Source organism: Corynebacterium hindlerae (assembly GCF_014117265.1).
In the GTDB taxonomy this organism is placed as follows: Bacteria; Actinomycetota; Actinomycetes; order Mycobacteriales; family Mycobacteriaceae; genus Corynebacterium; species Corynebacterium hindlerae.
Map to the genome: position 1 here is coordinate 1,518,971 of NZ_CP059833.1, position 23,593 is coordinate 1,542,563.

22 protein-coding genes and 1 riboswitch are annotated in these 23,593 nt (G+C 59.2%); of the genes, 10 read left to right on the forward strand and 12 right to left on the reverse strand.

Annotated features, from left to right (window positions below):
- Nucleotides 1–19: 19 nt before the first annotated feature.
- The 5 genes from HW450_RS07475 to HW450_RS07495 form a co-directional block, all read right to left on the reverse strand.
- Complete coding sequence (locus HW450_RS07475; RefSeq protein WP_182385031.1) at nt 20–907, reverse strand: ATP-binding protein; 888 nt, start codon at nt 905–907, stop codon at nt 20–22.
- On the reverse strand, nt 908–4,051 hold the full coding sequence (locus HW450_RS07480; RefSeq protein ID WP_182385032.1) for a cobaltochelatase subunit CobN: 3,144 nt from the start codon (nt 4,049–4,051) through the stop codon (nt 908–910). It abuts the gene before it with no gap.
- Nucleotides 4,048–4,821 (reverse strand): ABC transporter ATP-binding protein, encoded by a 774-nt coding sequence (locus tag HW450_RS07485; RefSeq protein WP_182385033.1) that lies wholly within the window; start codon nt 4,819–4,821, stop codon nt 4,048–4,050. Before HW450_RS07485 ends, HW450_RS07480 begins: the two co-directional genes overlap by 4 nt.
- Complete coding sequence (locus HW450_RS07490) at nt 4,818–5,798, reverse strand: FecCD family ABC transporter permease (RefSeq protein WP_182385034.1); 981 nt, start codon at nt 5,796–5,798, stop codon at nt 4,818–4,820. Before HW450_RS07490 ends, HW450_RS07485 begins: the two co-directional genes overlap by 4 nt.
- Before the next feature lie 192 nt (nt 5,799–5,990).
- Nucleotides 5,991–6,548 carry a TetR/AcrR family transcriptional regulator gene (locus HW450_RS07495; RefSeq protein ID WP_182385035.1) on the reverse strand — a complete coding sequence of 186 codons (558 nt, stop codon included), beginning with the start codon at nt 6,546–6,548 and terminating at the stop codon, nt 5,991–5,993.
- 103 nt (nt 6,549–6,651) lie between these two features.
- Between HW450_RS07495 and HW450_RS07500 the strand changes: the two genes are divergently transcribed.
- Nucleotides 6,652–8,223 (forward strand): MFS transporter, encoded by a 1,572-nt coding sequence (locus HW450_RS07500; RefSeq protein ID WP_182385036.1) that lies wholly within the window; start codon nt 6,652–6,654, stop codon nt 8,221–8,223.
- Here HW450_RS07500 and HW450_RS07505 read toward each other — a convergent pair.
- Entirely contained in the window at nt 8,159–8,509 is a 351-nt protein-coding gene (locus HW450_RS07505) for an MmcQ/YjbR family DNA-binding protein (RefSeq protein WP_182385037.1), read from the reverse strand. The two genes, HW450_RS07500 and HW450_RS07505, sit on opposite strands and share 65 nt — an antisense overlap.
- 54 nt (nt 8,510–8,563) lie before the next feature.
- Nucleotides 8,564–9,778 (reverse strand): Fic family protein, encoded by a 1,215-nt coding sequence (locus HW450_RS07510; RefSeq protein WP_182385038.1) that lies wholly within the window; start codon nt 9,776–9,778, stop codon nt 8,564–8,566.
- Between the two features lie 190 nt (nt 9,779–9,968).
- Here HW450_RS07510 and HW450_RS07515 point away from each other — a divergent pair, with 190 nt between their 5' ends.
- From HW450_RS07515 to HW450_RS07525, 3 genes are all read left to right on the forward strand, one after another.
- On the forward strand, nt 9,969–10,421 hold the full coding sequence (locus HW450_RS07515) for an S-ribosylhomocysteine lyase (RefSeq protein WP_220463890.1): 453 nt from the start codon (nt 9,969–9,971) through the stop codon (nt 10,419–10,421).
- Nucleotides 10,421–11,077, forward strand: coding sequence for a 5'-methylthioadenosine/S-adenosylhomocysteine nucleosidase (gene mtnN / locus HW450_RS07520; RefSeq protein WP_232843209.1), 657 nt, complete (start codon nt 10,421–10,423; stop codon nt 11,075–11,077). Before HW450_RS07515 ends, mtnN begins: the two co-directional genes overlap by 1 nt.
- Before the next feature lie 75 nt (nt 11,078–11,152).
- Nucleotides 11,153–11,473 (forward strand): DUF2853 family protein, encoded by a 321-nt coding sequence (locus HW450_RS07525; protein ID WP_182385040.1) that lies wholly within the window; start codon nt 11,153–11,155, stop codon nt 11,471–11,473.
- A gap of 39 nt (nt 11,474–11,512) precedes the next feature.
- Here the strand turns inward: HW450_RS07525 and HW450_RS07530 are convergent, their stop codons facing one another.
- Both HW450_RS07530 and thiE read right to left on the reverse strand, forming a co-directional pair.
- Nucleotides 11,513–12,760, reverse strand: a complete 1,248-nt coding sequence (locus HW450_RS07530) for a PepSY-associated TM helix domain-containing protein (protein ID WP_182385041.1) — start codon at nt 12,758–12,760, stop codon at nt 11,513–11,515.
- Between the two features lie 37 nt (nt 12,761–12,797).
- Nucleotides 12,798–13,445: a thiamine phosphate synthase gene (thiE, locus tag HW450_RS07535; protein WP_182385042.1), complete on the reverse strand. Its 648-nt coding sequence runs from the start codon at nt 13,443–13,445 to the stop codon at nt 12,798–12,800.
- A 15-nt stretch (nt 13,446–13,460) separates the two neighbouring features.
- Nucleotides 13,461–13,570: riboswitch (TPP riboswitch) on the forward strand.
- Here thiE and thiO point away from each other — a divergent pair.
- The 5 genes from thiO to HW450_RS07560 all read left to right on the forward strand — a co-directional run bounded on the left by thiO (nt 13,561) and on the right by HW450_RS07560 (nt 17,426).
- Nucleotides 13,561–14,616, forward strand: a complete 1,056-nt coding sequence (thiO, locus tag HW450_RS07540; protein WP_182385043.1) for a glycine oxidase ThiO — start codon at nt 13,561–13,563, stop codon at nt 14,614–14,616. (Overlaps the previous riboswitch by 10 nt.)
- 5 nt (nt 14,617–14,621) lie before the next feature.
- The gene (gene thiS, locus HW450_RS07545; RefSeq protein WP_343158884.1) at nt 14,622–14,813 is read left to right on the forward strand and encodes a sulfur carrier protein ThiS; all 192 of its coding nucleotides are present in this window, start codon (nt 14,622–14,624) and stop codon (nt 14,811–14,813) included.
- Nucleotides 14,814–14,816: 3 nt separating this feature from the next.
- Entirely contained in the window at nt 14,817–15,584 is a 768-nt protein-coding gene (locus tag HW450_RS07550) for a thiazole synthase (protein WP_182385044.1), read from the forward strand.
- Nucleotides 15,585–15,588: 4 nt separating this feature from the next.
- Complete coding sequence (gene moeB, locus HW450_RS07555) at nt 15,589–16,692, forward strand: molybdopterin-synthase adenylyltransferase MoeB (RefSeq protein ID WP_182385045.1); 1,104 nt, start codon at nt 15,589–15,591, stop codon at nt 16,690–16,692.
- A gap of 17 nt (nt 16,693–16,709) precedes the next feature.
- A complete protein-coding gene (locus HW450_RS07560; protein ID WP_182385046.1) occupies nt 16,710–17,426 on the forward strand; it encodes a hypothetical protein in 717 nt (238 codons plus the stop codon).
- Nucleotides 17,427–17,443: 17 nt separating this feature from the next.
- On the opposite strand, the gene HW450_RS07565 is transcribed toward HW450_RS07560, so the two are convergent.
- Complete coding sequence (locus HW450_RS07565) at nt 17,444–18,853, reverse strand: succinic semialdehyde dehydrogenase (RefSeq protein WP_232843210.1); 1,410 nt, start codon at nt 18,851–18,853, stop codon at nt 17,444–17,446.
- A gap of 37 nt (nt 18,854–18,890) precedes the next feature.
- A complete protein-coding gene (locus tag HW450_RS07570; protein WP_182385048.1) occupies nt 18,891–19,835 on the reverse strand; it encodes a helix-turn-helix transcriptional regulator in 945 nt (314 codons plus the stop codon).
- 96 nt (nt 19,836–19,931) lie between these two features.
- Between HW450_RS07570 and HW450_RS07575 the strand changes: the two genes are divergently transcribed.
- Complete coding sequence (locus tag HW450_RS07575; protein WP_182385049.1) at nt 19,932–20,480, forward strand: mycothiol transferase; 549 nt, start codon at nt 19,932–19,934, stop codon at nt 20,478–20,480.
- 58 nt (nt 20,481–20,538) lie between these two features.
- Here the strand turns inward: HW450_RS07575 and leuS are convergent, their stop codons facing one another.
- Nucleotides 20,539–23,361: a leucine--tRNA ligase gene (leuS, locus tag HW450_RS07580; RefSeq protein ID WP_182385050.1), complete on the reverse strand. Its 2,823-nt coding sequence runs from the start codon at nt 23,359–23,361 to the stop codon at nt 20,539–20,541.
- Between the last annotated feature and the right edge of the window lie 232 nt (nt 23,362–23,593).

The window sequence follows — 23,593 nt, forward strand, 5'->3', positions numbered from 1 at the left end:
CGCGTGCAGAAACAGCGGGTTAACCAAGGAGCTCTCCCAACCGTTCCTCCACGTCAGCGGGGGTTTCAAACGGTTCGGTAGCGACGCGGTGCCGCAGCGCCAACCGAGCAACCGCCCGAATGTCCTCCGCAGTGACCTCGGTGGCGCCCCGGAGTGCGGCGTGCGCGGTGGCAGCGCGCGTGACCACCAACTCCCCGCGATGCCCCACGGTGCCGGCTGCGGCGCACAACTCGATGATCTGCACCAACGCCGCATCATCTAACGCCACCTGGGGCAGCTCCTGGCGGGCCCGGGCGATATCGGCCTGTAGTGCGTCCTGCGCCGGGCGCGCCGCCGCCACGAATCCTTCCGGGTCAGCGTCGAAAGCCAACCGGTCCCGGACAATGCGCAGTCGCAGTGTTGGATCAGTCAGCGTGTGCACCCAGGTGGCTAGGCCGAAACGATCCTGCAGCTGGGGACGCAACTCACCCTCCTCTGGGTTTCCCGATCCCACCAGCACAAAGCGCGCCGGGTGCGTGTGTGAGATGCCCTCACGTTCCACGATATTCACGCCGGAGGCGGCCACATCCAGCAGGACATCCACGAGGTGGTCATCGAGCAGGTTGATCTCGTCGATGTAGAGGAATCCGCCGTGGGCGTCGGCAAGCAGGCCGGGGCGGAGCTTGGTTTCGCCGGTCGCCAGCGCATGGTCGATGTCCATGGAGCCGATCAGACGATCCTCGGTGACCCCCAACGGGCAGTCCACCACCGGATCGTCCAGCAGTTCCCCAAGGGCGCGCACGGTGGTGGTTTTGCCGGTACCCCGATCACCCAACGCGAGCACACCACCAATGAGTGGGTCTACCGCGCACAGCAGCAGCGCGGTCTTGAGTTCATCTTGGCCAACGATCGAGGTAAATGGGTACATTTAGATTCCTTCCAAGATGTCATCGAGTCGGTCTGCGAGTTCTTCCAACTCTGCGATGTGGGTGTCTGAGGCGTCCCACAGGCCACGGTCGTGGGCTTCAAGGAGGCGAGTGGTCATCGAGTTCACCGCCGCCGGGTTTTCTTGCTCCATTCGCTGCCGCATGTCCTCGTCCAGCAGCAACAGCTCGGCCGCTTGGTCAAAGACCCAACCGTCTACCACCCCGGTGGTGGCCTGCATGCCGTAGGTGTTTTCCAGGCGCGTGCGCACCTGCGCCACCCCGCAATAACCGTGCTCTAGCTGCGCATTCACCCATTTAGGGTTCAGGATTCGGGTGCGTGACTCCAGACGCATCGCGTCCTGCAACGTTTCCACCCCGGGTTTGGCGTGCCACGCGTGGGAGACGTAGGACTGCGGTGCCTGCCCACGCAGCTTCTCGACGGTCTTGGTTACGCCTCCCAAGAATTCAAAGTAGTGGTCCACACCGGCTAGGGAGGTTTCCGCCGAATCCACATTTTGGAACGTAGCGTCCACCGTGCCGAGGGAACGCTCCAGCACCGCATGCGCCTTCGCTCCGTTGCTCGCTCCCCAGGCGTGCCCCATCCGGTGCAAGTACATCTGCGCTAGTTCCGCATCATCGTCCCAGCTTGCGGCCTGGATGAGCTTATTGACGCCCGTGCCATAGTTGCCCGGCGCGGCCGAGAAAATCCGCACCGCAGCCTCCACCAACGGGATGTCTAGCTCCTCGGCGGAATCTGAGGCGTGCCGGGCAATCGGGTTGTAGGCCAGGGGCTCGTTCAACGTGGCGATCTCCCGGATGGCTTCATCGAGTAGCGCAATGGGGTTGGGCATCACGTCGCGGCACACCCCGGACAGCGTGCACACCACGTCCACGCGCGGGCGTCCCAGTTCCTCCAGCGGGAGGATCCGGTAGGAGTCCACCCGGCCCCGAGGCCCGGTCACCGGCTGCGCCCCCACCAGGGCAAACGCCTGCGCGATACCCTCACCTTGAGTTTTGATGTTATCGATGCCCCACAGCACCATCGCAATGGTTTCCGGGAATTCGCCGTGCTCCTGCTGGTGTTTCTGGATCAATTCCTCGGCTGTCGCCCGACCTCGCTCCCAGGCATTCGGGGTTGGCACGGTCGCAGGGTCCACACCGTGGATGTTCCGGCCGGTAGGGAGGGCATCCGGCCGCCGCGCCGGATCGCCACCCGGCACTGGGGCAGTGTAGCCGGTGAAAGCGTGCTCGAGCGCAGTCATCTCCTCATTGACCTGGAGTTTTTCCTCCAGCTCGTTGAGCACCTCGGGGCTGTGGCCGTAAGTGGTGGCGAGCTCCACTGAGCGTTTGGTCTGCTCACTGAGCATCGGCCGACCCAACACGTGCAGGCCCATCGCGATCGGGGAGCGGCGGATCCGCTCCAACTCGCGCCGCAGCTCCACCCGGTCCATCCCCGCGTCAAAACCGCAGGCCTCGGCGAGGCGGTCAATGTCACTGGCATCAGCGTCCAACGCTATCGAGAGCTCTTCGAGATTGCCGTAGAGGTCGGCGTCGGCAAGCGGCGGCGTGAGGTAGGAGATGAGGCCGGCGGCGGAGCGTCGTTTAGCGATGGTGCCTTCCCCGGGGTTCGCCATCACATACAGGTAGCTGTGGGGCACCGAGCCGGTCAGCAGCAATGGCCAATCATCAAGCGCAAGACCGGTTTGCCGGCCCGGCATGAACTCCAACGCACCGTGCGTGCCGAAATGCAGCATCGCATCGTGGCCAAAGACGTGCTCCAGCCACAGGTAGTAGGCGGCGAAGGAGTGCGAGGGGGTGGCGTCGTCCCGCATGAGCAGCTCCGCCGGGTCTGAGACGTCGCCGAACTGGGGTTGAATCCCCACCACCACGTTGCCAAACTGGGCGCCCCGGATGATGAGGTCCCGACCATCAGTATCTACCTCGCCAGGTGTTTTCCGCCACGCCCCCTCAATCCGCTTCACATGAGCCCCGAGCAGCCGAGCGTACTGCGGGGCTGGCAGCCGACCCAGCTCGCTGCTCGCCGAACGCGCCCCACCGCCGCCGTCACCCACGATGCGGTCAATGAGCTCGTCCTTGTTCGCAGGCAGCTCAACCGTGTATCCCTGCTGGTCCAGGAACCGCAGGAATTCCAGCAGCGACTCAAACACATCCAGGTGCGCTGCCGTACCGACGGTGCCATCGCCATCGTGACCAAAAATGGTGATCGACAGCTTCCGATCTTTGTTAGCAGTGCGCCGCAACGTCACCAGCCTGCGCAGACGCTCCGCCATCCTGGCCACATTCTCCACCACCGGTGTGAGGAGCTCGGTGCTCGGATCCCGTCCGGCGAACACCCACGGGACGGTCGCCCCCTCCAACTCCGGGATGGCAATGTTCATGCTCACCGCGGTCGGCCACAGCCCAGTGGTGCCCGGATCTGTCCACTCCGCGAGCGTGCCACGCTGCAACGGCACCGGTGTTATCAGCTGCGCGTCATTGCCCTCCGCCAGCTCGATTCCGCGCTCGAGCTGCGGCGCGCCATGATTTCCGGTCAGGGTGAACCCCGTCAGATTCAGCCACACGTCCACCGGCTCCGACATGTCGGACGGATCGCCCAACCAGACGATCGGCCGAAGCTGCTGCGCCACCAACGCCTCGGCCACCGCATCAATATAAGCGGCGTCACCTGCGGCAACATGCAGACCGGAGGCGGCAACCCCCACCGTGCCCACCGGATCAGCCGGCGCAGCGGTAGGGTAGCGGCCCCGCGGAATGTCATCAGGGCACTCGCCGGGGTCCTCGCCCGCGCACAGCAACGCGGCATGTACCAGGCGCGCCGGGGTACAGGTGCGCAAGGCATCTGCAATGCGCTTGTCGACGCCCTCCCCGTACGCAGTTCGCTTCATCAGGTGCTGGGCATTCGGCGGAACCGTATACAGAGGTTTGTCCCCGGCCGCTTCGATCACCTCCGTGGCCCGGCTCGGTCGGTGGCAACCTTGCACCCACACCACATCGCAGTCGGGGAGTGGCTGGTCAAGCGGGATGTGCACAATGGCGATGCCCTGCTGCGCAAGCTCTGCTTTAGCCTTCTCAACGGTCAGATTCGCGGGGCCGTGAAACCCCCAAGCGGCGATGGTAAACATCATAATGCTCCTGCTACGGGTTTCGGGGTGATCAACATGGCGCCACTGGCGCGGTGTGGTTCTACGCTTAACGGCAGCTGGTAGACGCGCTCCAAGTTGTCTTTGGTGAGAACCTGGGTTGTGGTGCCCTCGGCTCTAACATGGCCGTCTTCTAGCAGCACCGCCCGGTGGCACCAGCGGGCTACCAGATTCAAGTCATGCAGAACCACGAGGACAGCTTTGCCTTGGTCGCTGAGCTGACCCAACAGTTCCAACACCGCAACCTGGTGTTTCAGGTCGAGTGCGGAGACCGGTTCGTCCAACAAGATCACGGGCGTGTCTTGGGCGACGGCGCGGGCGATGTGGATGAGCTGCCGCTGGCCGCCAGAGAGTTGGTTCACTGGGGCGTCGGCAAGGCTAGTGGCGCCCACCTGCTGCAGGGCCTTAGTCGCCAGCTCACGGTCCCGCTCAGTTTCTGGTTCCCACCGTCCGCGGTGCGGGTAGCGCCCCATCGCCACCACCTCAAACGCGGTAAATCCAATGCTCAAGGCAGTGTCTTGAGGCACGAAGGACACGATGCGGGCGCGTTGCTTGGGGCCCAGGGCGGTCACGTCGTGCCCCTCGTGGCGGATGCTGCCAGTGGCTTCATTCAGCCCCGCCACCGCACTGAGCAGCGTCGACTTCCCGGCACCATTGGGGCCCACCAGCGCGGTCACTTTCCCCGCGGGGGCGGTGAAGGCCACGTCCGTTAAGATGGGGTGGTCATAGCTGAGGCTGAGATTCGTGATCTTCACAGGCCCAGCCCCTTGCGCGAGTTACGGGTGCGCAGCAACAAGTACAGGAACACCGGCGATCCGATGAACGCCACCACGGTGCCTGTCTGCAGCACCACTGGCTGGAACAACAGTCGCGCCACGATGTCTGCGGCGACCACGAAGGTTGCACCCAATACCCCGGCCAGGGGGAGCAGCAGCTTATGGTCCGGACCTAAGGTAATGCGGATCAGATGTGGCACCACCAGGCCCACGAAGGAAATCGTGCCACTCACCGCCACCGCTGTCGCGGTCATCACGGCTGCCAGGACCAGGACGCATACTCGCAGCCGCTTGATATTGAGTCCGCTGGACTGGGCAGTCGCTTCCCCCAGCAGCAAGATATTCAGATCACGAGACAGTGCGACCGCCAGCGCCAACCCGACCAGGATGGGCAGCACAGCGACAGACACGTGCGCCCACGTGCGGGCCACCAGATCACCGTTCATCCAGAACATGACGCTACGCAGGTCAGAATCCTGGGGTGCGTTCGCCACCGCCGCGGAGATCACGGCGCCAATAAACGACGTAATAGCCATGCCTACCAGCACCAATGTGGCCGGATCCCCGGCTTTCCGCGTACTGGCGATGAGATACACAATGGTCACCGTCACCAGCGCCCCGATGAAAGCACCCGCTGGGAGCGTCCACATCCCTAAGAATGTGGCGCCGCTGACGATAGTGAGCACCGCGCCCAGTGCAGCGCCCGAGGAAACTCCGATGATCCCTGGATCTGCCAGCGGATTGTGGAAGATGGTCTGCATCAGGGCGCCCGATGTGGCAAGAGCCGCGCCGACCAGCGCGGCAACTAGCACGCGGGGCAGTCGAATGTTGTGGACCACCAGGTTGTGAGGCAACTCGGCAAGCGGGATGGTGATCGGCCCGAGGCTCAGCGCGACCAGTACGGTGAGCACCAATAGGCCCAATGCCAGTGGCAGTGCGGTGACGCGAATGTTCATTACCGGCTCTCAATGAAAATCAGTGCTTACTGTACAAGTTCGCAGTATAACGCATCAGGTTTTCATGCCGGCTGGTTTGGCTTCGCCGCCATTGGCCCCGACATTACGCCCCCGAGGTTGCCCCAAAAACGGCTCAAAAGCCCCGAACTTCGGGAGGGTAATGTCGGGGGCAACAGAAGCAGAACAACCCCGCTAGGCGCGCACAATTCCCAGCGCCGCGGCAACACAATAGTCGGTCACGGCCTCTAAAGAGCGACCGCGTTCCAGGGCCCCAAAGCCCGCAACGAGCACGCCTTGAATCAGCTCGCCCGCGAGCGCGGGATCGCTGACCTGGTAGGGGACGAGGAGGCGACCGATGGCGTCGATAAGCTGCTGGTGCACCTCGGCGATCTGCGCGCTCGCCTCGCCGGGAACCCCCTCCGCCAGCTGCATCATGCAGGCGTGGTTTTCAGTTGCGGCGATCTGCAGGTTCTCCGCTATGTACGCGCGGAGGGCGTCATCGGGCGACGCTGCCTTATCGACGGCCCCTTGAATGGAAGCCACCGCCCCCGGCAGGTACCTCATGACCACGCGCCCCCGCAGGTCATCCATCGAATCGACGTAGCGATACAGCGAGTTGCGGGCCAGGCCCACCTGCTTCGCTACCGCCCCTGCCGTGAGGGCCTCCGGGCCACCGACGCGCAGAAGCTCCTCAGCGGCTTCCACGATGGCGGTCATCGTTTGTTCGCGATGCAGTTCCCGGGCGTTCATGTGTTCAGTGTAAGCACGTGCATATAATCTGGCGCAATTTCGATCAGAGTGGTTCAATAGAGACATGTGCGACACCATGTCGCAGTTTCGGAAAGGAACTTTGATGCCTACAACAGCCCATGAAAACCGCTGGAAGGTCTTTGCGATCCTCATCTTCGGCGTCTCCCTGATCGTGCTGGACTCCACGATCGTGTCCGTCTCCCTCCCCGCGATCATCACCTCACTTGATTTGAACCTGACCGAAGCCCAGTGGGTGTCCTCACTGTATTCCGTCGTGTTCGCAGCTTTGCTACTGCTGATGGGCACGCTGGGCGACAAGTTCGGCCGCACCAAGATCTTCGCCGCCGGACTCTTTGTTTTTGCACTCGCCTCCGGCGTAGCCGCAGCCTCCACATCCGCTGGACTGCTCATTTTTGCCCGCGGACTCCAAGGCGTCGGTGGCGCGATGATCCTGCCGTCCACCTTGGCCACCATTAACGCCACCTTCCAGGACAAGGAACGCGCCACCGCCTTCGGTATTTGGGGCGCCATCATGGCCTCCATGGCTGCTGTCGGCTCGCTGCTCGGTGGCTGGCTCACCCAATCGTTTTCCTGGCACTGGATCTTCCTGATCAACATCCCAATCGTGTTGGCGCTGCTCATCGCAGGTTTCCGGTTGTTCCGCGGATTTGATGACCGTGGCGAGGTCCCCGGTTTCGACATCCCCGGCACCGTTCTTTCCGCGCTCTCGCTCGGCTTCTTGGTCTACGGCCTGATCGAGGCCACCTCGCTGGGCTGGTGGACTCCCAAGAGCGACCTGAACATACTGGGCATTTCACCCACGCCGGTGGCCATCCTGCTGGGCCTGGTGTTTGCGGGCGCGTTCATCGCGCTGGAGAATGCGCGCCGACGCGGATCCCGCCCTGTCCTGCTTAACCTGTCGCTCTTCCGGATCGGCACTTTTAGCAACGGCAATATCACCGCTATGACCGTGGCACTGGGCGAGTTCTCAGCCCTGTTCGTGCTGCCGCTCTATTTGATCTCTGTACTGGGGCTGGGCACGATTCACGCCGGCTGGGTGCTCGCCACGATGGCGCTTGGTTCCTTCCTCTCCGGCGCAGCGGCCCGCCATGTTGCCGCAGCGTTCGGTCCTGCGCTCACCGTGATCATCGGCCTGGTGTTGGAGATCGGTGGCATCCTGGCCGCTGGGCTTATCATTGGGCCCGACTCTTCGCCGTGGATTATCGCGGTGGTGCTCGCGGTGTACGGCACGGGCGTCGGTTTGGCGTCGGCTCAGCTCGCCTCCGTTGTGCTTGCCGACGTCCCAGTCGCCTCATCCGGCATGGGCTCCGCAACACAGTCCACCTCACGCCAGCTGGGCTCGGCCCTCGGCGTTGCGGTCGCCGGAACAGTCCTAGCCACCAGCTTGACATCCCGATTGCCTTCCTTGCTGACCGGTGTCGGGCTACCAGACCAGATGGCTGAGGGTTTAACGTCCGCCACCTCCGATTCCGCCGGCGCCGCAATCCCATCCCTGACGGAAAAGTTCGACCCCGCCGTAGGCGAAGTACTGCGCCAAGCATTTGCCGACGCCACCAGCATGGTTATGTACTTCTCCGCCGGAGTCCTGACTATTGGCCTGCTTTTCGCACTGGGCCTGCTACGAGCCGGTAAGAATCAACAACCAGCTCACTAATCAGTTCCTCCGGAACCCCTTGCCCTTCGGTGATCGTCACCCAATGCTTCTTATTCATGTGATACCCCGGCGTAATGCCGGGGTATTGCTGTCTCAGCAGCTCCCCTTCAAACGGGTCCACCTTCACGTTCATGATCTGCTTGCCATTTAAGGTTCCCATGAGTGCGAACCACTTGCGCTTGATCGTGAACGCGTGCCACTTATCCAGGAACGGCGATTCTGTTGCGCTCGCCTGCTGGAGGGCTACCTCTCGGACGATGTCGTGAAGGTTCATCGCAATGCTCACCTGGGGATTGTTAGATTAGCGGGGGGATAATCTCATGTGCCGAGGGAGGTTTGGCTACCCATCTTTCAACCCCAATTCTCGGCAGGCTTCCTCCGTAAGCGTGATAGTCAGAGGTCGCGGACTGGATATTTTCACTAATCCAGCATCTTCCAATACACTGAGGTCGTTTCGGATGGTCTGCTTGGTTTCCTTGAATTGAGCGGCGAGCTCATCAAGTTGAATGACGCGCGTCTCATCAAACAGCCACACTTGCCCAAGAATAAACAGCTCTTGATTTTGCCTTACCTGTTTTGCACTGTCTGCGTTCCTGCCATGAATCCGCTCTGACAAGTCATCAAACAGGAGCTTCCTCGCTTCCAGATCTCTCAGCATCTCGCCTTGAGATTCCAATAGGAAGTTCAGCATTTCAGTCACGAAGGGAGTGAGATCCCCTCGGTTCAGCTTGTGCTCGGCATTTTCAAATGCTTTGTAGTACCGATGCTTTGCCACGTTGATACTGGATGACAGGGTGAGCGCAGAGCCTGTGGAAACAACAGTTTGCAGCTTTTGTGCCATCAAGAACCGGCCCGTTCGACCGTTCCCGTCATAGAACGGGTGAATGTATTCGAACATAAAATGGCTGACCATCGCTGCTATTAGTCCTGGGACATCAGTGCTGTTGAGAACTGCGATAACGTCTTCGATTCGAGACTCAATGACGCTTGCGGGCAGACCCTGATGTATCACTTTTGTACCACCCATAATGTGTGTCGATCCCAAGCGGAAAAGTGGACCCTCGATCAGATCATCGGTCTCTAATTCACCATCAGTGACAGCGTCAAAGATTACTCGGATGCCCTTGGCGTCTTGAGGTATCGGATATTTCTGTCCCAAGAGTGCTTTATAGAGTCGCGCCAGTTCCTGAAACCGCTTCTTGCTGCCACCATCATCAAGCTTTGCTCTCAGGGCTTCAGTGATCTCTTGTCGTGTCGAGCGAACGTCCTCAATATCGTTTGTTGCTTCGATTTCTCTGACTAACAACGTGTTGAGGTACCCTACCGACGCCCCGAGTGGCAACTGGCTCCACAAGGTAGAAATTGCCTTATCTAGAAGAAAGACCCGCTCGTGAAGCAGCACCAGCTCCGGTGTCAAAACACAAAATGCAGGATCTTGTCCGATGAGGAACTCCCACTTGAGAGTTGATTCAGAGTCGATCCGACGCCGGTACAGTTCATTCGCGCCTTGCTCGCCCTTTGCATGAAACTGAGCCTTCAGAGTCCGGTACGCCATGCCACCCCTATTCATAGAAACCCGGGTTTTTCACAAATTGTAACCCAGTAGCACATCTGTTATTTGTAAAAACCCGGTGTTTTTATAAATAAGGCTGCGATCCAGGGGCGTTAGTTTGTAAAAACGGGCTGTTTTTATGAATTAGGATCGCTACCTTCGGCCGTCGGTAAGCCCGGCTAAACTAAGGGCCATGAAGATGAACGTAGAGTCCTTTAACCTCGACCACACTAAGGTGAAGGCGCCGTATGTGCGCGTGGCAGATCGCAAGGAGCTGCCCGGCGGCGATGTGCTGATCAAATACGACGTGCGTTTCGCGCAGCCTAACACCGGCCACCTGGAGATGCCGGCGATCCACTCACTGGAGCACCTCACTGCCGAACTGATGCGCAACCACACCGATAAGCTCATTGATTTCTCCCCAATGGGCTGCCAAACCGGTTTCTACGCCCTGACCTTGGGAATCGAGATGCCAGAATTCCTTTCCATTTTGGAAGCAACCCTGGGCGACATCCTGGAAGCAACCGAAGTGCCCGCCGCCAACGAGGTGCAGTGCGGTTGGGGCGCCAACCACTCGCTTACCGACGCGCAAAGCGCCGCACGCACATTCCTCGCCAAGCGCGCGGAATGGGAAGAGGTCCTGTAGTGATCATCATCCAGTGCGCCATGGAGATGGAGGCGGCTCCATTCCTGGCGGAACTCCCCGCAGATCACCGGGTGGAGAAGATTGCTAACCAGGAGTTTCACTTCGGCCCAGATCGTTTGATCGCGGTCACGGGCATTGGGCTGGCCAATGCAGCAGCCGGTACGGCGCGGGCGTTGCTGCTGGCAGATTCCGCGGAGCTGGTGATTGCGGCCGGCACCTGCGGTGGCCTGCACGCCGATATCGAGGTGGGCCAGATCGCGGTGGCAACCAACGCGATCTACTCCATGGCCGACGCCACCGCCTTCGGATACGAGCCAGGGCAGGTGCCTGGCATGCCGATTTCCTACGACGCCGCTGCGGTGCCAGATCTCGGTGTGCCGGTTATGACCGGTCGGGTAGTGTCTGCTGATGCGTTCATCACCGCAGCGAACGTGGCCGAGGCGCGTGACCGCTTCCCGGAGGCGATCGCCACTGACATGGAAACCACTGCGATGGCGCAAACCTGTTACGCTGCTGGCGTGCCGTGGATGTCACTGCGCGCCGTGTCCGACCTGTGCGGACCGGCAGCCGGCCAAGATTTCCACATTGACGGCGAGCTCGCAGCCCGACACAGTCACACCGCAGTATCCACTTTCCTTTCTTTGACTAATTTGTAATGGATTTAAAGGAGCTTCGAGCTTGATCCGGACTAAAATTGGGTATAACAACCCCCGATAAGAACGGAGCCCCACATGTCAAAAGATTGGATTGCAGACGTCAAGAAGTACGCTCCCAGCGCCGACGATGCTGTGCTGGAGAAGATGCTCAAGAACTACCGCCTCGTCCTCACTGACGCCGACGCCGCCTACGTTTCCTTCTCCGACGAAGAGGAACTGAAGACGGTTCGGGAAAACTTCCTCAAGAAGAAGCTCGGCCTCACCGAATCCGATGAGGCACTCGACGCGGCTATCACGCAAGTCGGCGAGAAGATGAAGGATGGCACCAAGAATGGCCGTCTTGCCGTCTACTACCTGCTAGCAGAAAAGTACGGCAAGCTCGGCGTCTTTACATAACTATTCCAGTGAAGTGGCATCCTAACGCTGCCACTTTTCTTATGCCTCAGCTGCAGTGCGCTTTTTCAGCAGTGCCTGGACAACCATGTTGAGGAAAACAAACGCTAGCAAGCTGATGCCGAACAGCGGTGCGACGATCGAGTAGCCGATGAGCACAGCGATCAATGCCCAGGAACGCTCACCGCGGGCCGGTACCCAGCTGCGGCCCGAACGCCAGGCCCGCCACCACATGTAGTAACCAAGCCCGGTCACTACCAAAATTCCGAGGGCCAGCAGCGCCAATGCGGTTTCCGACCAGATCCCGAACAAGAACCCCATGTGCAAATTGATGAGCCATTCGGTCAGTTTCGCAGCAAATGGCCATTCAGAGAACAACACCCGGTCAGTTACTTCTGCCGTGTTCGTGTCTACCTGCACTTTATCCGTGCTGAGCCGGTAGGGTTCGCGCGATTCCTGCACCTGCCAGGTGCCCGCACCAGCAGGTTTCGCTTCCACAAGTCCGGTCAACCCATCTTCTCGTGCCACCCGCACAGCAGTATCCAAGCCCGAAACATCCGTGGCAGCTGCGGGGCTCACAGCCATGGCAGGTGCCCGCAACTGCAGCTCCGTACGGACTGTGCCAATGTTTTGTCCGGCCACACCAGACCACGTCAGCCCAGTGACCGTGAGGAACAGCATTCCGGGTACTAGCCATAGGCCGAGGGTGCGGTGCCAGCGGGAGGCGCGCTGTTTGGATGCGCGGGAACGAAGAGCCAGAACCAACCCCGAGATGGCAATGGCGCCCAACCAGGATGCGGCCAGTTCTGAGTACCATCGGCCGGCTTTGCCCAGCCAGAGTTGCTTGTGTCCTTCAGAGAGCCAGGCTCGCAGTGGGGAAGCGTTGGAACTGCCGTACTGAATCATGTTGCCCGTAATACGGAGGTCACCGGGATCGACGAAAACGGCGCGTCGATAAGAGCTGCTTGTGAGGGAGGGGTCGGCAAACAGCACGCGGGTGGTGTCCCGTGCGTCGTCACTGCGCTGCACCCCGGACACTTTAAGCTGCGGGTATTCCTTCTGAGCGGCAGCGACCTGTTCCTCGAGACTGCGGGCAGGAAGCGTAGAGGTGGCGGTGTAGGCGTCGTGGTAAACCACCTGTTCAATGCTGGGGGCGAAGGCATATACCAGGCCGGTGAGTGTGGCCACGGCGATGAAAGGGCCCACCAATAGCCCGGCGATGACGTGCAAATATCTAGCGCGTTGACGCTGCTGCAAGGCAGCGCGGCGTGTCAGAGTTAATGTAGTCACGAAGAGTTGTCGGGAATGCCTCCCAACAAGTTCCGTGTTACTTTTCGAGGATTTTTCGCAACTTTCGCGCCGCAGCTACCGGGTCGGCAGCCTCGGTCAGTGCGCGCACCACCACGATCCTGCGTGCCCCAGCATCCACCACCTTAGGAGCGGTTGCGGCGTTCACTCCACCGATCGCGAACCAGGTTTTATTCCCGGCTACCTCGGCACATTCGGTTACTACTGGCAGCCCTACCGCGGGTCGCCCCGGCTTCGTAGGGGTCGGCCACACCGGACCAATCACCGCATAGTCCAGCTCCGGGTCGGCGATTGACTCGGCAAACTGTGCCACCGAATTATTGGAGCGCCCGAGCAAAACCTCTGGGCCCAACACACGCCTGGCCTGCTGGGTAGTCAGGTCTTTTTGGCCGGTGTGGAACACGTCGGCGTCGACAAGCAATGCAACGTCGGCCCGGTCGTTAGCTGCGAACAGCTTGCCGTGCTCCGCTGCGACCTCCGCGAGCGTTTCCAACGCACCGATTTCTGCGCGTGCTTCGATTTTTTTGTCGCGGAGCTGAATGATATCCGCACCACCTTCGTAGCAGGCGTGCAGAAACTCGCGGAGATCGCCGCGGTCCGTTCGGGCATCGGTGCACAGGTAGAGGCGGGAGTTTTTCAGGAGAAGTTGTCGACGTTGCCGGTCCATGAGTCCTATAGTAGGAGTACTTGCCGTGGGAGCCCGTGAAACGCCGGGCTGAGAGGGCCAGCAATCGGCCGACCACCTGACCTGATGCGGATAATGCCGCCGTAGGAAGGACATTATGCATATCGCCGTAATCGGCGCCGGGATCGTAGGCCTGTGCACTGCATGGGAGCTGCGCCAGCGTGGCCACACCGTCACCGTGTACGACCCGGAGCCTGTCTCCGAAGCTAGTTTCGCGGCCGCTGGAATGCTGGCCCCCGTGTCTGAGGTGGTGTGGGATCAGCCGACGCTGTATCCGCTGATGCAGCAGTCGAAGGAGCTGTACCCCGAGTTTGCGCAGCGTGTGGCCGAGGCATCGGGGATGGATATTGGTTACCTGACCTCGGAAACCCTCGTGTGCGCCGGAGATCCTGCCGATAGGGTCACCCTCACCGAGCTCGTTGAGCTGCAGGAACACATCGGCCAGGTCGCCCCGATTTCTTCCCGGCAGGCCCGCAGCATGGAGCCAGGCTTAGGCCCCGGAGTAGTCGGAGCAGTGCACATTCCAGGCGACCACCAGATTGATCCCCGCAAGTTCTGCGCTGCATTGTTGCACCTCTTGGGCCCCGATGTGGTGCGAGAAAAAGTGACGTCGCTGGAACTCGACGCAGACCACGTGGTGGTGGCGGCGGGCCTTCGCTCCTGCGAGATAGCGGGGGTACCTCAGCTGCCGCTACGTCCGGTGTATGGCGACGTGCTCCGCCTGGAGGTGCCAGAATATTTACAACCGCTAGTCACCCGCACCGTCCGCGGCGTAGTCCGTGGCCGCCCGGTGTACGTGGTGCCCCGCGCCGACGGCTCCCTCGTCCTCGGCGCCACCTCCCGCGAGGACGGCCCCGGGGTATCTGCTGAGGGAGTGCATCAGCTGCTTCGCGACGCCCACCACCTCATCCCCGGGATTTGGGAATGTTCGATCACAGAGATGACCTGCCGTGCCCGCCCAGGTTCCCCCGATGACGTGCCCATGATCGGGCGGATCTCAGAACGCGCCACCGTGTCCACCGGCTACTTCAGGCACGGCATTTTGCTATCAGTGATTGGCGCGAAACTCACCACTGATGTTGTGCTGGGTGTACCGGTGCCGGAAGCGACTGCCGCAGCTATTGACCCGTTCCGCTTTAACAAAGGAGCTTAAGACAAGTGACTTCAGTAAATGGGAAACCCTACACAGCAGCCCCGGGAATGACTATCGCGGACCTGGTGCAGGAGATCGTTGGCAGGCACGCCGGCGTCGCGGTGGCGGTAGACGGCGCCGTAGTACCCCGCAGCGCATGGGGCACCACCGAGGTGTCAGGCGACATTGACATCGTTACCGCAGCTCAAGGAGGATAACCGATGGATTTCTTAACCGAATCGCGTCTCATCATGGGCACCGGTGGCGCCACCTCCATGGACACTTTGGAACGAGCCCTGGTGGAATCCGGTACCCGCCTCACCACAGTAGCCATGCGACGCTTCAACCCAGCCACCGGCATGGGCATCTTCGACCTCCTGCAACGCAACAACATTCGAGCACTACCCAACACCGCAGGTTGCTACTCCGCCCGCGAAGCAGTGCTCACCGCCGAACTTGCCAGAGAAGCACTACAGACCAACCTCATCAAACTGGAAGTGATCGCCGACGAAGACACCCTACTACCAGACCCCGTTGAACTTCTCGACGCCGCAGAACAGCTAGTACTCAAGGGTTTTGAAGTATTCGCCTACACCAACGACGACCCCGCCTTAGCACGCCGCCTGGAAGAAGTCGGCATCACCGCAGTAATGCCCGCCGGCGCCCCAATCGGCACCGGCCTAGGGATCCTCAACCCACACAACATCGAGCTCATCGTCGAACGCGCCAACATCCCCGTCATCCTCGACGCCGGCATCGGCACCGCCTCCGACGCGGCACTCGCCATGGAACTAGGCTGCTCAGGCGTACTCCTCGCCACCGCAGTCACCCGAGCACACAATCCATTACAAATGGCCAGCGCCATGAAACACGCCGTCATCGCCGGACGACAAGCCTACGAAGCCGGGCGAATCCCCAAACGCAAGCTGGCGCAGGCGAGTTCGAGTTTTAGTGAGATGGTAGGTGCCGGATTTGGTAAAGCAAACTGACGAAATGGCCCCTAAAAAGTCAGTTTCCGTTACCAAATCCAGCACCGGGTTGTCTGCGGAGGAGAAACTCCGCTACGCCCGCCATCTCACACTGCCCGGCGTGGGGGAGGAAGGGCAGCTCAAACTGAAGCAGGCGAAAGTCCTGGTTATCGGTGCGGGCGGTTTGGGTTCACCTGTGTTGAACTATCTTGGTGCGGCTGGTGTGGGCCATGTGACGGTGATTGATGATGATGTGGTGGAGGAGTCTAATCTGCAGCGGCAGACCATCCACACGGTGGCGGATCTTGGTCGGCCTAAGGTCGATTCTGCTAAGGATGCCTTGGCCCGGTTGAACCCATTTGTGCAGGTCACGCCGATTCGGGCGCGGCTGACTCCTGATAATGCTGTGGAGTTGTTTGGCCAGCATGACCTGGTTATTGATGGAACTGACAACTTTGCTACCCGCTACCTTTCCAATGACGCCGCGGAACTCACCGGAACTCCTCTAGTGTGGGGCACGATCATGCAGTTCGAGGGGCAGATCTCCGTTTTCGACCCGAATAACGGACCGATGCTCCGGGACCTCTTTCCGGACATTCCACCGGCGGATGCGGTGCCGAGTTGTGCCGTGGGGGGCGTGTTCGGGGCGCTCGCGGGGCTGGTGGGGTCGATGTTGGCTATTGAGACTCTTAAGGTGATCACGGGTGTGGGGGAGGTGGCCGTCGGTAAGCTGCTGCTTGTCGATGCGCTGACGTTGTCGCAGCGTACCTTGGTGTTCGCGCGTGATCCGGGGCGGCCGCCGGTGACCGGGCTGGAGCATATGGCGCAGGTCTGTGCCGCCGCGACGCCGGTGCCGACCACTGTTGCGCCGCAGGGCATGCTTATCGACGTCCGTACCCCAGAGGAAACCTCGTCTGGCATTATTCCCGGCGCGACGCCGTTTCCGTTGGATGTGCTGCAACGGGACCCGGGCGTGGTCGAACCCTATTTGGGTAATGTGATCACGGTGTATTGCCAATCCGGTGTTCGTTCCGCGACGGCTGTGCGCTTGTTGCAGGAGAGGTTTCCTGACGGGCGGTTTTTCAGTTTGCAGGGCGGTTTTTCAGCTTGGGGGGCACAACGCGGGTAATTGGTTATGATTATCCCATGCGTGCGTTGGGTACAGCCTTTCTTTCGGTATTGGTCTCAGCTTTGTGGTGGGTTCCGGCTGCGTCCGCTGAACCTCCGGTAGGAAACATAGAGGCGGCGGTCACTGCGTTGAGTACCGAGGGAGCGTGGTCGGGGCTGAGTTCGCAGGCCCGGCATCCGTTCCTTGCAGTAACTGAGGGTGGTGCGGAGGAATGGGTGTTTGCTGGTTCCAGCCCATTGTTTGGCCCGGTCATTTTTGATCAGCAGGGAAATGTCACGGGTTACAAGCTGATGCTGTATCAGGATATGCAATTGCATTTGGAGCCGAAGCTTGGGGCGGAACCTGTAGTGCAGGTGGCGGATGGGATTTTGCGGGATGTGGATCGGGTGGCTTCCCACGGCCCGGTGCCAATCCCGGCGGATTATGTTTATGATCCTTCATTGCTTCATTCGGGTTATCACGATTACTGCACGATGTCGCCAAGTTATTTCACCACTACTGAGATTGATGCGGATTTTCGTGGCGCTTGCGCCCGCCACGATATGTGTATGGAGGCAGCCGATGCTCGGGGCGAGGGCTATTTAAAGTGCAATGTTGATTTACTTACCGATATGTCCAGCGTATGTTCCGCGGTGTACACGGGGGAGTACGCGAGTTATCTGCCTCGGTGTTTGAACACAGCACGGCTGTACCACGCTAGCGTGAACATCGCACACCTGGACAACTTGCTGTAAGCGACACTCTCATAGTCTTATAACAGCCATTTTCCTAGTCTTAGTGCCGTGCTCATGTACCTCGCATAATCGTCCCTCTTCAGGTTTTTCGGGCCTGCCAATGGCAATATGCGCTGCTGAGCGACGGTCCGGGTTTGGGTGTACTTCAACAGGCCTTCGGTGCCATGCCGTCTGCCCAGTCCTGAGGCTTTCCAGCCTCCCATCGGCGCGGCTACGGAACCCCAGGCGGCTGTGTACCCTTCGTTGATATTGACAGTTCCAGCGTGGAGGTGGCGGGCAATGCGTCGCGCTATCGCCGGCTTACCGACGACAGATGCATTAAGGCCATATTCCGTATCGTTTGCCTTGGTCACAGCCTCGGTTTCATCTGCCACGATTTCCAGATAGACCACGGGCCCGAAAACTTCTTCGCGGGTGAGTCGAGCCGTTGTTGGAACATTGACCAGGATGGTTGGTTGGTACACCGCACCTTGTGGTGGCTGACCTCCGGTAAGCACATTGGCTCCTTGCTCTACAGCGTTTTTCACGAATTCATGCACTTTGTTGGCATGTTCGACGCTGATGAGTGACCCCATGTCGTATTCCCACCCACCGGTACCCACGGACAACTGCTGGGTCTTTTGGATGAACTTCTCCGTGAATTCTTCGGCGATGTCTTGGTGGAGATAGATCCGCTCCACTGAAATGCATAGTTGACCGGAATTGGCGAAACACGCCTGCACAGCAATATCAGCAGCTGCGGTTGGGTTAGCAGTACGGTCGACGATCATTGGGTTTTTGCCACCTAATTCCGCTGAATATCCGATAAGGCGTTCTCCCGCGATTGCCCCGAGTTTCCGGCCAGTGGCGGTGGAACCGGTGAACATCAAAAAGTCGCATTCCCGGGCAATAGCTTGTCCTACCTCGCTACCGGTTCCGGTGATGACCTGGAATAGATCTCGAGGTAGCCCTGCTTGGTACAAGAGTTCGGCGGCAAGCAGTGCCGTTTCGGAGGTTTTTAGGTCTGGTTTAAGTACCACCGCGTTGCCTGCAAGCAGGGCGGGGATAGCATCGGATACCGCGAGTGAGAGTGGATAGTTCCACGGCGCGATAACACCCACCACTCCGTGAGGCTCTCGCTGTACTTTCGTGGTGGTGAGCGGTGGCAGGGCGCCTTTAACCCGCTGTTCTTTTAGCAGTTTCCTCGCGATTTTTGCGTAGTGACGTGAGGTGATCGCGACATCGAGCACTTCATCAAAGGCATGACTGCGAGCTTTCCCTGTTTCCCGTTGGATCACATCTAAGAGACTGGTTTGCTCCCGCAAGATGAGGTCGTGGTAGCGCAGAAAAATCGCACAGAGCTGACTTGTGGTAGGTCGATGTTGCAGAGCCTGGCGCGCTGTGGTGAATGCAGCATGGGTTTCTTCGCGAGTGTGCTTCCTGATCATGTGACCGAATGTAGTGTTTTTCTTGTCTAAGGGGTCGTTAGTTTGCCGCATTGTCTAACCTCTTCGCTAAATCCTTGATTGCCTGTTTGACGGCGTCGTCGCTCAATATGGTGAATTCGAAAGGAATTGTCGTCAACCAGTGCGCCGCTTCATTCGGATCGTCAGCCCCGGTAACAAATTCAGTATTGGTGTGGTCTAGTTCCTTAAGGTAACTAGCAAACTGCGGAAGCTTTTGCCTGACCTTGTCTACCGGAGCATGTATGTGCACGTGAACTTGGTGTTTCCATGCGGTGATTGGCACTGGTTTCGCCAGGCGTGCCAGTGCTTCTGTGACATCCGTACGAGGTGAAAACTGCCAGGTTCCGATTTCTGGGGCGCCCATCCTGTCGATCCGGAATGTGCGCCAGTCTTGTTTATCTACATCGAAGGCCAACAGAATCCATAATTTGTCTCTGGCCACGAGCCTATGGGGTTCCACTCGGCGATCTGTGTGCTTTCCATAACGATCGGTGTAGGGGAAAGAAATCCGAAGGTTCCGACGAATGGCATCGGCGCAGGGAAGTAAGACATCCGTTTTCAACGGTGGCCCTTTCGCCGAAGCGGTGGTGGTCTTGAGTGCTGCCAGCCGGTGCTTGAGCTCAGCAGGAAGAAATCCTTCAATGGTTGCCAGGGCGCGCAGTGCGGTTTCTGCTTGTTCGTTATCGCTGGAGCTAGCTGTCCGCATAAGCGAAAGCCCGACGATCAACGCTTGCTCGTCGTCAAGCAGCAGCGGTGGCAGTATCTGTCCTCGACCCAGCATGTAGCCACCACCAGACCCAGATTCCGCCTCCACCACGTAGCCGAGGCTGCGCAACCTATCAATATCGCGCCGCAACGTGCGCGGGGTAACCCCGAGCTGTCGGGCTAATTCAGGCCCTGACCAGTAGGTTCGCGATTCAAGATGTCCTAAAAGAGTGAGTGCTCGTGTAGTTGGATTTGTCATGGCTTCACTATGCATCACCTCGAGGACAAAAGCTGTCCTTGATAGTTGCGATCCTTGTGGTGCAAGGAAAAAGCAACTGTTCCGAAGGAGAATCCCATGCCTTTCCTCACCCCGCAGGCCGATGGTGAACTCGACGTTCTCAAGACTTACATCCTGCAGCAATTCGCCCAGATTCGGTCCACTGCCCACGGCCTCACTAACGACCAAGCACACAGCACTCCGACAGCCTCGTCACTCAATATCAGTGGCCTGCTGCTCCACACCGCTCAGGTTGGGCTGTTTTGGACGTCAGCCGTACTGGCGGCACCTAACCGGTTGCCATTGGACTCCGCCGAAGCTGAAGACCGTTCAACGGAAACACTAAGCGCTGATGGCCGGTTGCTGTCAGACATTTTGGAGCATTTCGATCAATCGGTGCAGGAAATTAAGCACAAACTGGAAAGCATCACCGATCTAAATGTGTTGGTGCCCACGCCGGAATCACCGTGGATTCCTGAGAACATCACGCATTGGGAGGCACGCTGGTGCCTGCAGCATGTCATCGCCGAGCTCGCCCGTCACGCCGGGCACGCCGACATCATCCGTGAAACCATCGATGGCAAGGGTTCCTATGAGCTCAATGCTCTCGCAGACGCGTCGAGTTAGGGACCAGCGAAACCGGCGCCGAGTCTCGGGGCCCTGGGACCCCGAGAATTCGCCAGGGTTACTTCACCACCAGATTCACCATGCGACCGGGCACCACAATCTGCTTGACCACGGTCTTATCCGCAACATGCGAGGCAACTGCTTCAAGGGCTGCTGCGACCACAGCATCCTGCGACGCATCGGTGGCGACCATAATGCGGCCACGAACCTTGCCGTTGACCTGTACTGGCAACTCGATTTCATCATCCACCAGGTACTTCTCATCAAAACCAGGGAAGTCCACGTAGGTGAGGGAACCGGTATTACCCAACCGGGACCACAGCTCCTCCGCAATATGCGGTGCAATTGGGGCGAGCATGATGACCAGTGGCTCAATTGCAGCGCGTGGCGCGCCACCGTTATAGGCCTTGGTGAGGTAGTTGACGTATTCGATCAGCTTCGCCACCACAGTATTCAGGCGCAGCTCCTGGTAGTCCTCCGTCACGCCCGCAACTGTGCGGTGAAGTGCCTTGAGGTCATCAGTGTTCAACGCTGCATCCGAAACAATCAGCGAGCCATCGTCCTCGGAAACGGCCAGACGCCACAAGCGCTGCAAGAAGCGGTGCGCACCAATAACGTCCTTGGTGGCCCACGGGCGAGAGGTATCCAACGGCCCCATTGCCATTTCGTAGACACGCAAAGTATCGGCGCCGTAGTTGTCACAGATCTCGTCAGGAGAAACGGAGTTCTTCAGGGACTTACCCATCTTGCCGTATTCCTGCGTGACTTCTTCGCCCTGGTAGAAGAACTTGCCATCCTTTTCTTCTACCTCAGCAGCTGGAACATACACACCACGAGAGTCGGTGTAGGCAAAGGCCTGAATGTAGCCCTGATTGTAAAGGCGTCGGTAAGGCTCGAAAGAAGTGACATGTCCAAGATCGAACAGTACCTTGTGCCAGAAACGAGAATAGAGCAGGTGCAGCACGGCATGCTCCACACCACCAACGTAGAGGTCAACGCCACCACAGTCGCCATCAAACTGCGGGCCTGTCCAGTAACGTTCATTCTCCAGATCGCAGAACTTCTCGTCGTTGACAGGGTCAATGTAGCGCAGCTGGTACCAGGAAGAACCAGCCCACTGCGGCATGACGTTGGTGTCTCGGGTGTAAGTCTGCAGACCATCACCCAGATCGAGTTCAACATTCACCCACTCAGTTGCCTTAGCCAACGGTGGCTGTGGCTCAGAGTCAGCATCCTCCGGGTCAAAGGCCACCGGCTTATAGTCCGCAACCTCAGGAAGCTCAATAGGAAGCATCGACTCTGGCAGTGCATGTGCAATGCCCTCAGCGTCATACACAACGGGGAATGGCTCACCCCAGTAACGCTGGCGAGCGAACAACCAGTCCCGCAGCTTGTACTGAATTTTCTCCGTGCCCTTACCTTCAGCGGTCAACCACTCGATAGTGGCAGCGATCGCTTCCGTCTTGCCCAATCCATTGATGTCAAGAGAATCATTGGCCGAGTTGACTGCTTCACCAGACTCGGTAAACGCTTCTACCTCGATGTTTCCACCCTTGACCACCTCAACGATTGGCAGTCCAAATACTTTAGCGAACTCATAGTCGCGGGTGTCATGGGCTGGGACCGACATAATCGCACCCGTACCGTACCCCGTCAGCACGTAGTCGGCGATGAAGATAGGGACTTCACCACCAGTCACGGGGTTCACCGCATAGGTGCCCAGGAAAACACCGGTCTTTTGCTTATTTTCCTGGCGCTCCAGATCAGACTTCGCTGCGATAGCAGCACGGTAAGCGGCCACTGCCTCCGCTGGAGTGGCAGCACCATTGGTCCAACGAGGATCTACGTCGTCGGCATAAGTAGGGGCAGTCAAGGCGTCGACAAGCTCGTGCTCTGGGGCGAGCACCATGTACGTCGCACCGAACAGCGTGTCTGGGCGGGTGGTGAACACCGTGAGCGGCCCAGCAGGGGAGAGGAAATCAACCTCAGCGCCCCGGGAGCGACCAATCCAGTTCCGCTGCATCGACTTGACCTTTTCTGGCCAATCCAGGTACTCCAGGTCGTCAATGAGACGGTCAGAGTAGGCGGTGATGCGCATCATCCATTGGGACAACTGCTTCCGGAATACCGGGAAGTTACCGCGCTCCGACTTGCCATCCGCGGTGACTTCCTCGTTCGCCAGCACAGTACCCAAACCAGGGCACCAGTTCACCATGGAACGCGAACGGTACACAAGACGGAACTCATCAATCGCTTCGGCCTTTTCCACCTTGGTGAGCTCGTTATAATCACGACCGTCCTTCGTCTGGCGAGCGCCGGACTCCAGCTCCGAGATCAGCTCAGCAATTGGACGTGCCTTCTGCTGCTCCTCATCAAACCAGGCATTGAAGATCTGCAGGAAAATCCACTGCGTCCACTTGTAATATTCCGTATCGGTGGTGGCAACGGAGCGACGCTTGTCATGCCCCAGTCCCAGCCGACCGAGCTGACGTTCCATATTGTCGATGGACTCCTGCGTCTTGATGCGCGGATGCGTACCCGTTTGGATCGCATACTGCTCTGCCGGCAAACCGAACGCATCGTAACCCAGCGTATGCAGCACATTCTTACCCTGCATCCGGTTAAAACGTGCGAACACGTCCGTGGCAATGTACCCCAACGGGTGACCAACGTGCAGGCCAGCACCAGAAGGGAACGGGAACATGTCTTGCACGAAGAGCTTATTTTCCGGGAGTTTCCCCTCAGTAGCCAACGCACCAACTGGGTTCGGCGCATTAAAGGTGCCATTATCGTCCCAGAAGGACTGCCATTTACGCTCAATATCGGCCGCCAACGGGGCGCCGTAGCGGAAATTAGGGGTTGCTTCGCTCGGATTTGTCATGGCTAACAGTGTACTGCCTAGGCTTTCCGACGGCGCGTTTGGGCTGGTCATTCCATGGGGTGGGAAGTTCCCTATAACCACCACGCCCCACCCACGGATAACACATCGCTCGCCACGGACAAAACGCCACTCCATAACGCCCCAAATGTTCAACGAACTGTTTTCCCTAGCCACAGCTGCAACATCACCGCGAACCTCAAAGTCCCCGCTCACTTCGAGCCACTGCAAACCT

What these genes read in the sequence shown, in the direction of transcription:
- HW450_RS07495 (WP_182385035.1), bottom strand. Translation starts at nt 6,548, where the DNA reads ATGAACGCCCGGGAACTGCATCGCGAACAAACGATGACCGCCATCGTG.
- HW450_RS07550 (WP_182385044.1), top strand. Translation starts at nt 14,817, where the DNA reads ATGGATTTCTTAACCGAATCGCGTCTCATCATGGGCACCGGTGGCGCC.
- HW450_RS07570 (WP_182385048.1), bottom strand. Translation starts at nt 19,835, where the DNA reads ATGACAAATCCAACTACACGAGCACTCACTCTTTTAGGACATCTTGAA.
- HW450_RS07480 (WP_182385032.1), bottom strand. Translation starts at nt 4,051, where the DNA reads ATGATGTTTACCATCGCCGCTTGGGGGTTTCACGGCCCCGCGAATCTG.
- HW450_RS07490 (WP_182385034.1), bottom strand. Translation starts at nt 5,798, where the DNA reads ATGAACATTCGCGTCACCGCACTGCCACTGGCATTGGGCCTATTGGTG.
- moeB (WP_182385045.1), top strand. Translation starts at nt 15,589, where the DNA reads ATGGCCCCTAAAAAGTCAGTTTCCGTTACCAAATCCAGCACCGGGTTG.
- leuS (WP_182385050.1), bottom strand. Translation starts at nt 23,361, where the DNA reads ATGACAAATCCGAGCGAAGCAACCCCTAATTTCCGCTACGGCGCCCCG.
- HW450_RS07500 (WP_182385036.1), top strand. Translation starts at nt 6,652, where the DNA reads ATGCCTACAACAGCCCATGAAAACCGCTGGAAGGTCTTTGCGATCCTC.
- HW450_RS07515 (WP_220463890.1), top strand. Translation starts at nt 9,969, where the DNA reads ATGAAGATGAACGTAGAGTCCTTTAACCTCGACCACACTAAGGTGAAG.
- HW450_RS07475 (WP_182385031.1), bottom strand. Translation starts at nt 907, where the DNA reads ATGTACCCATTTACCTCGATCGTTGGCCAAGATGAACTCAAGACCGCG.
- HW450_RS07575 (WP_182385049.1), top strand. Translation starts at nt 19,932, where the DNA reads ATGCCTTTCCTCACCCCGCAGGCCGATGGTGAACTCGACGTTCTCAAG.
- HW450_RS07565 (WP_232843210.1), bottom strand. Translation starts at nt 18,853, where the DNA reads ATGATCAGGAAGCACACTCGCGAAGAAACCCATGCTGCATTCACCACA.
- thiO (WP_182385043.1), top strand. Translation starts at nt 13,561, where the DNA reads ATGCATATCGCCGTAATCGGCGCCGGGATCGTAGGCCTGTGCACTGCA.
- HW450_RS07525 (WP_182385040.1), top strand. Translation starts at nt 11,153, where the DNA reads ATGTCAAAAGATTGGATTGCAGACGTCAAGAAGTACGCTCCCAGCGCC.
- HW450_RS07510 (WP_182385038.1), bottom strand. Translation starts at nt 9,778, where the DNA reads ATGGCGTACCGGACTCTGAAGGCTCAGTTTCATGCAAAGGGCGAGCAA.
- thiE (WP_182385042.1), bottom strand. Translation starts at nt 13,445, where the DNA reads ATGGACCGGCAACGTCGACAACTTCTCCTGAAAAACTCCCGCCTCTAC.
- HW450_RS07560 (WP_182385046.1), top strand. Translation starts at nt 16,710, where the DNA reads ATGCGTGCGTTGGGTACAGCCTTTCTTTCGGTATTGGTCTCAGCTTTG.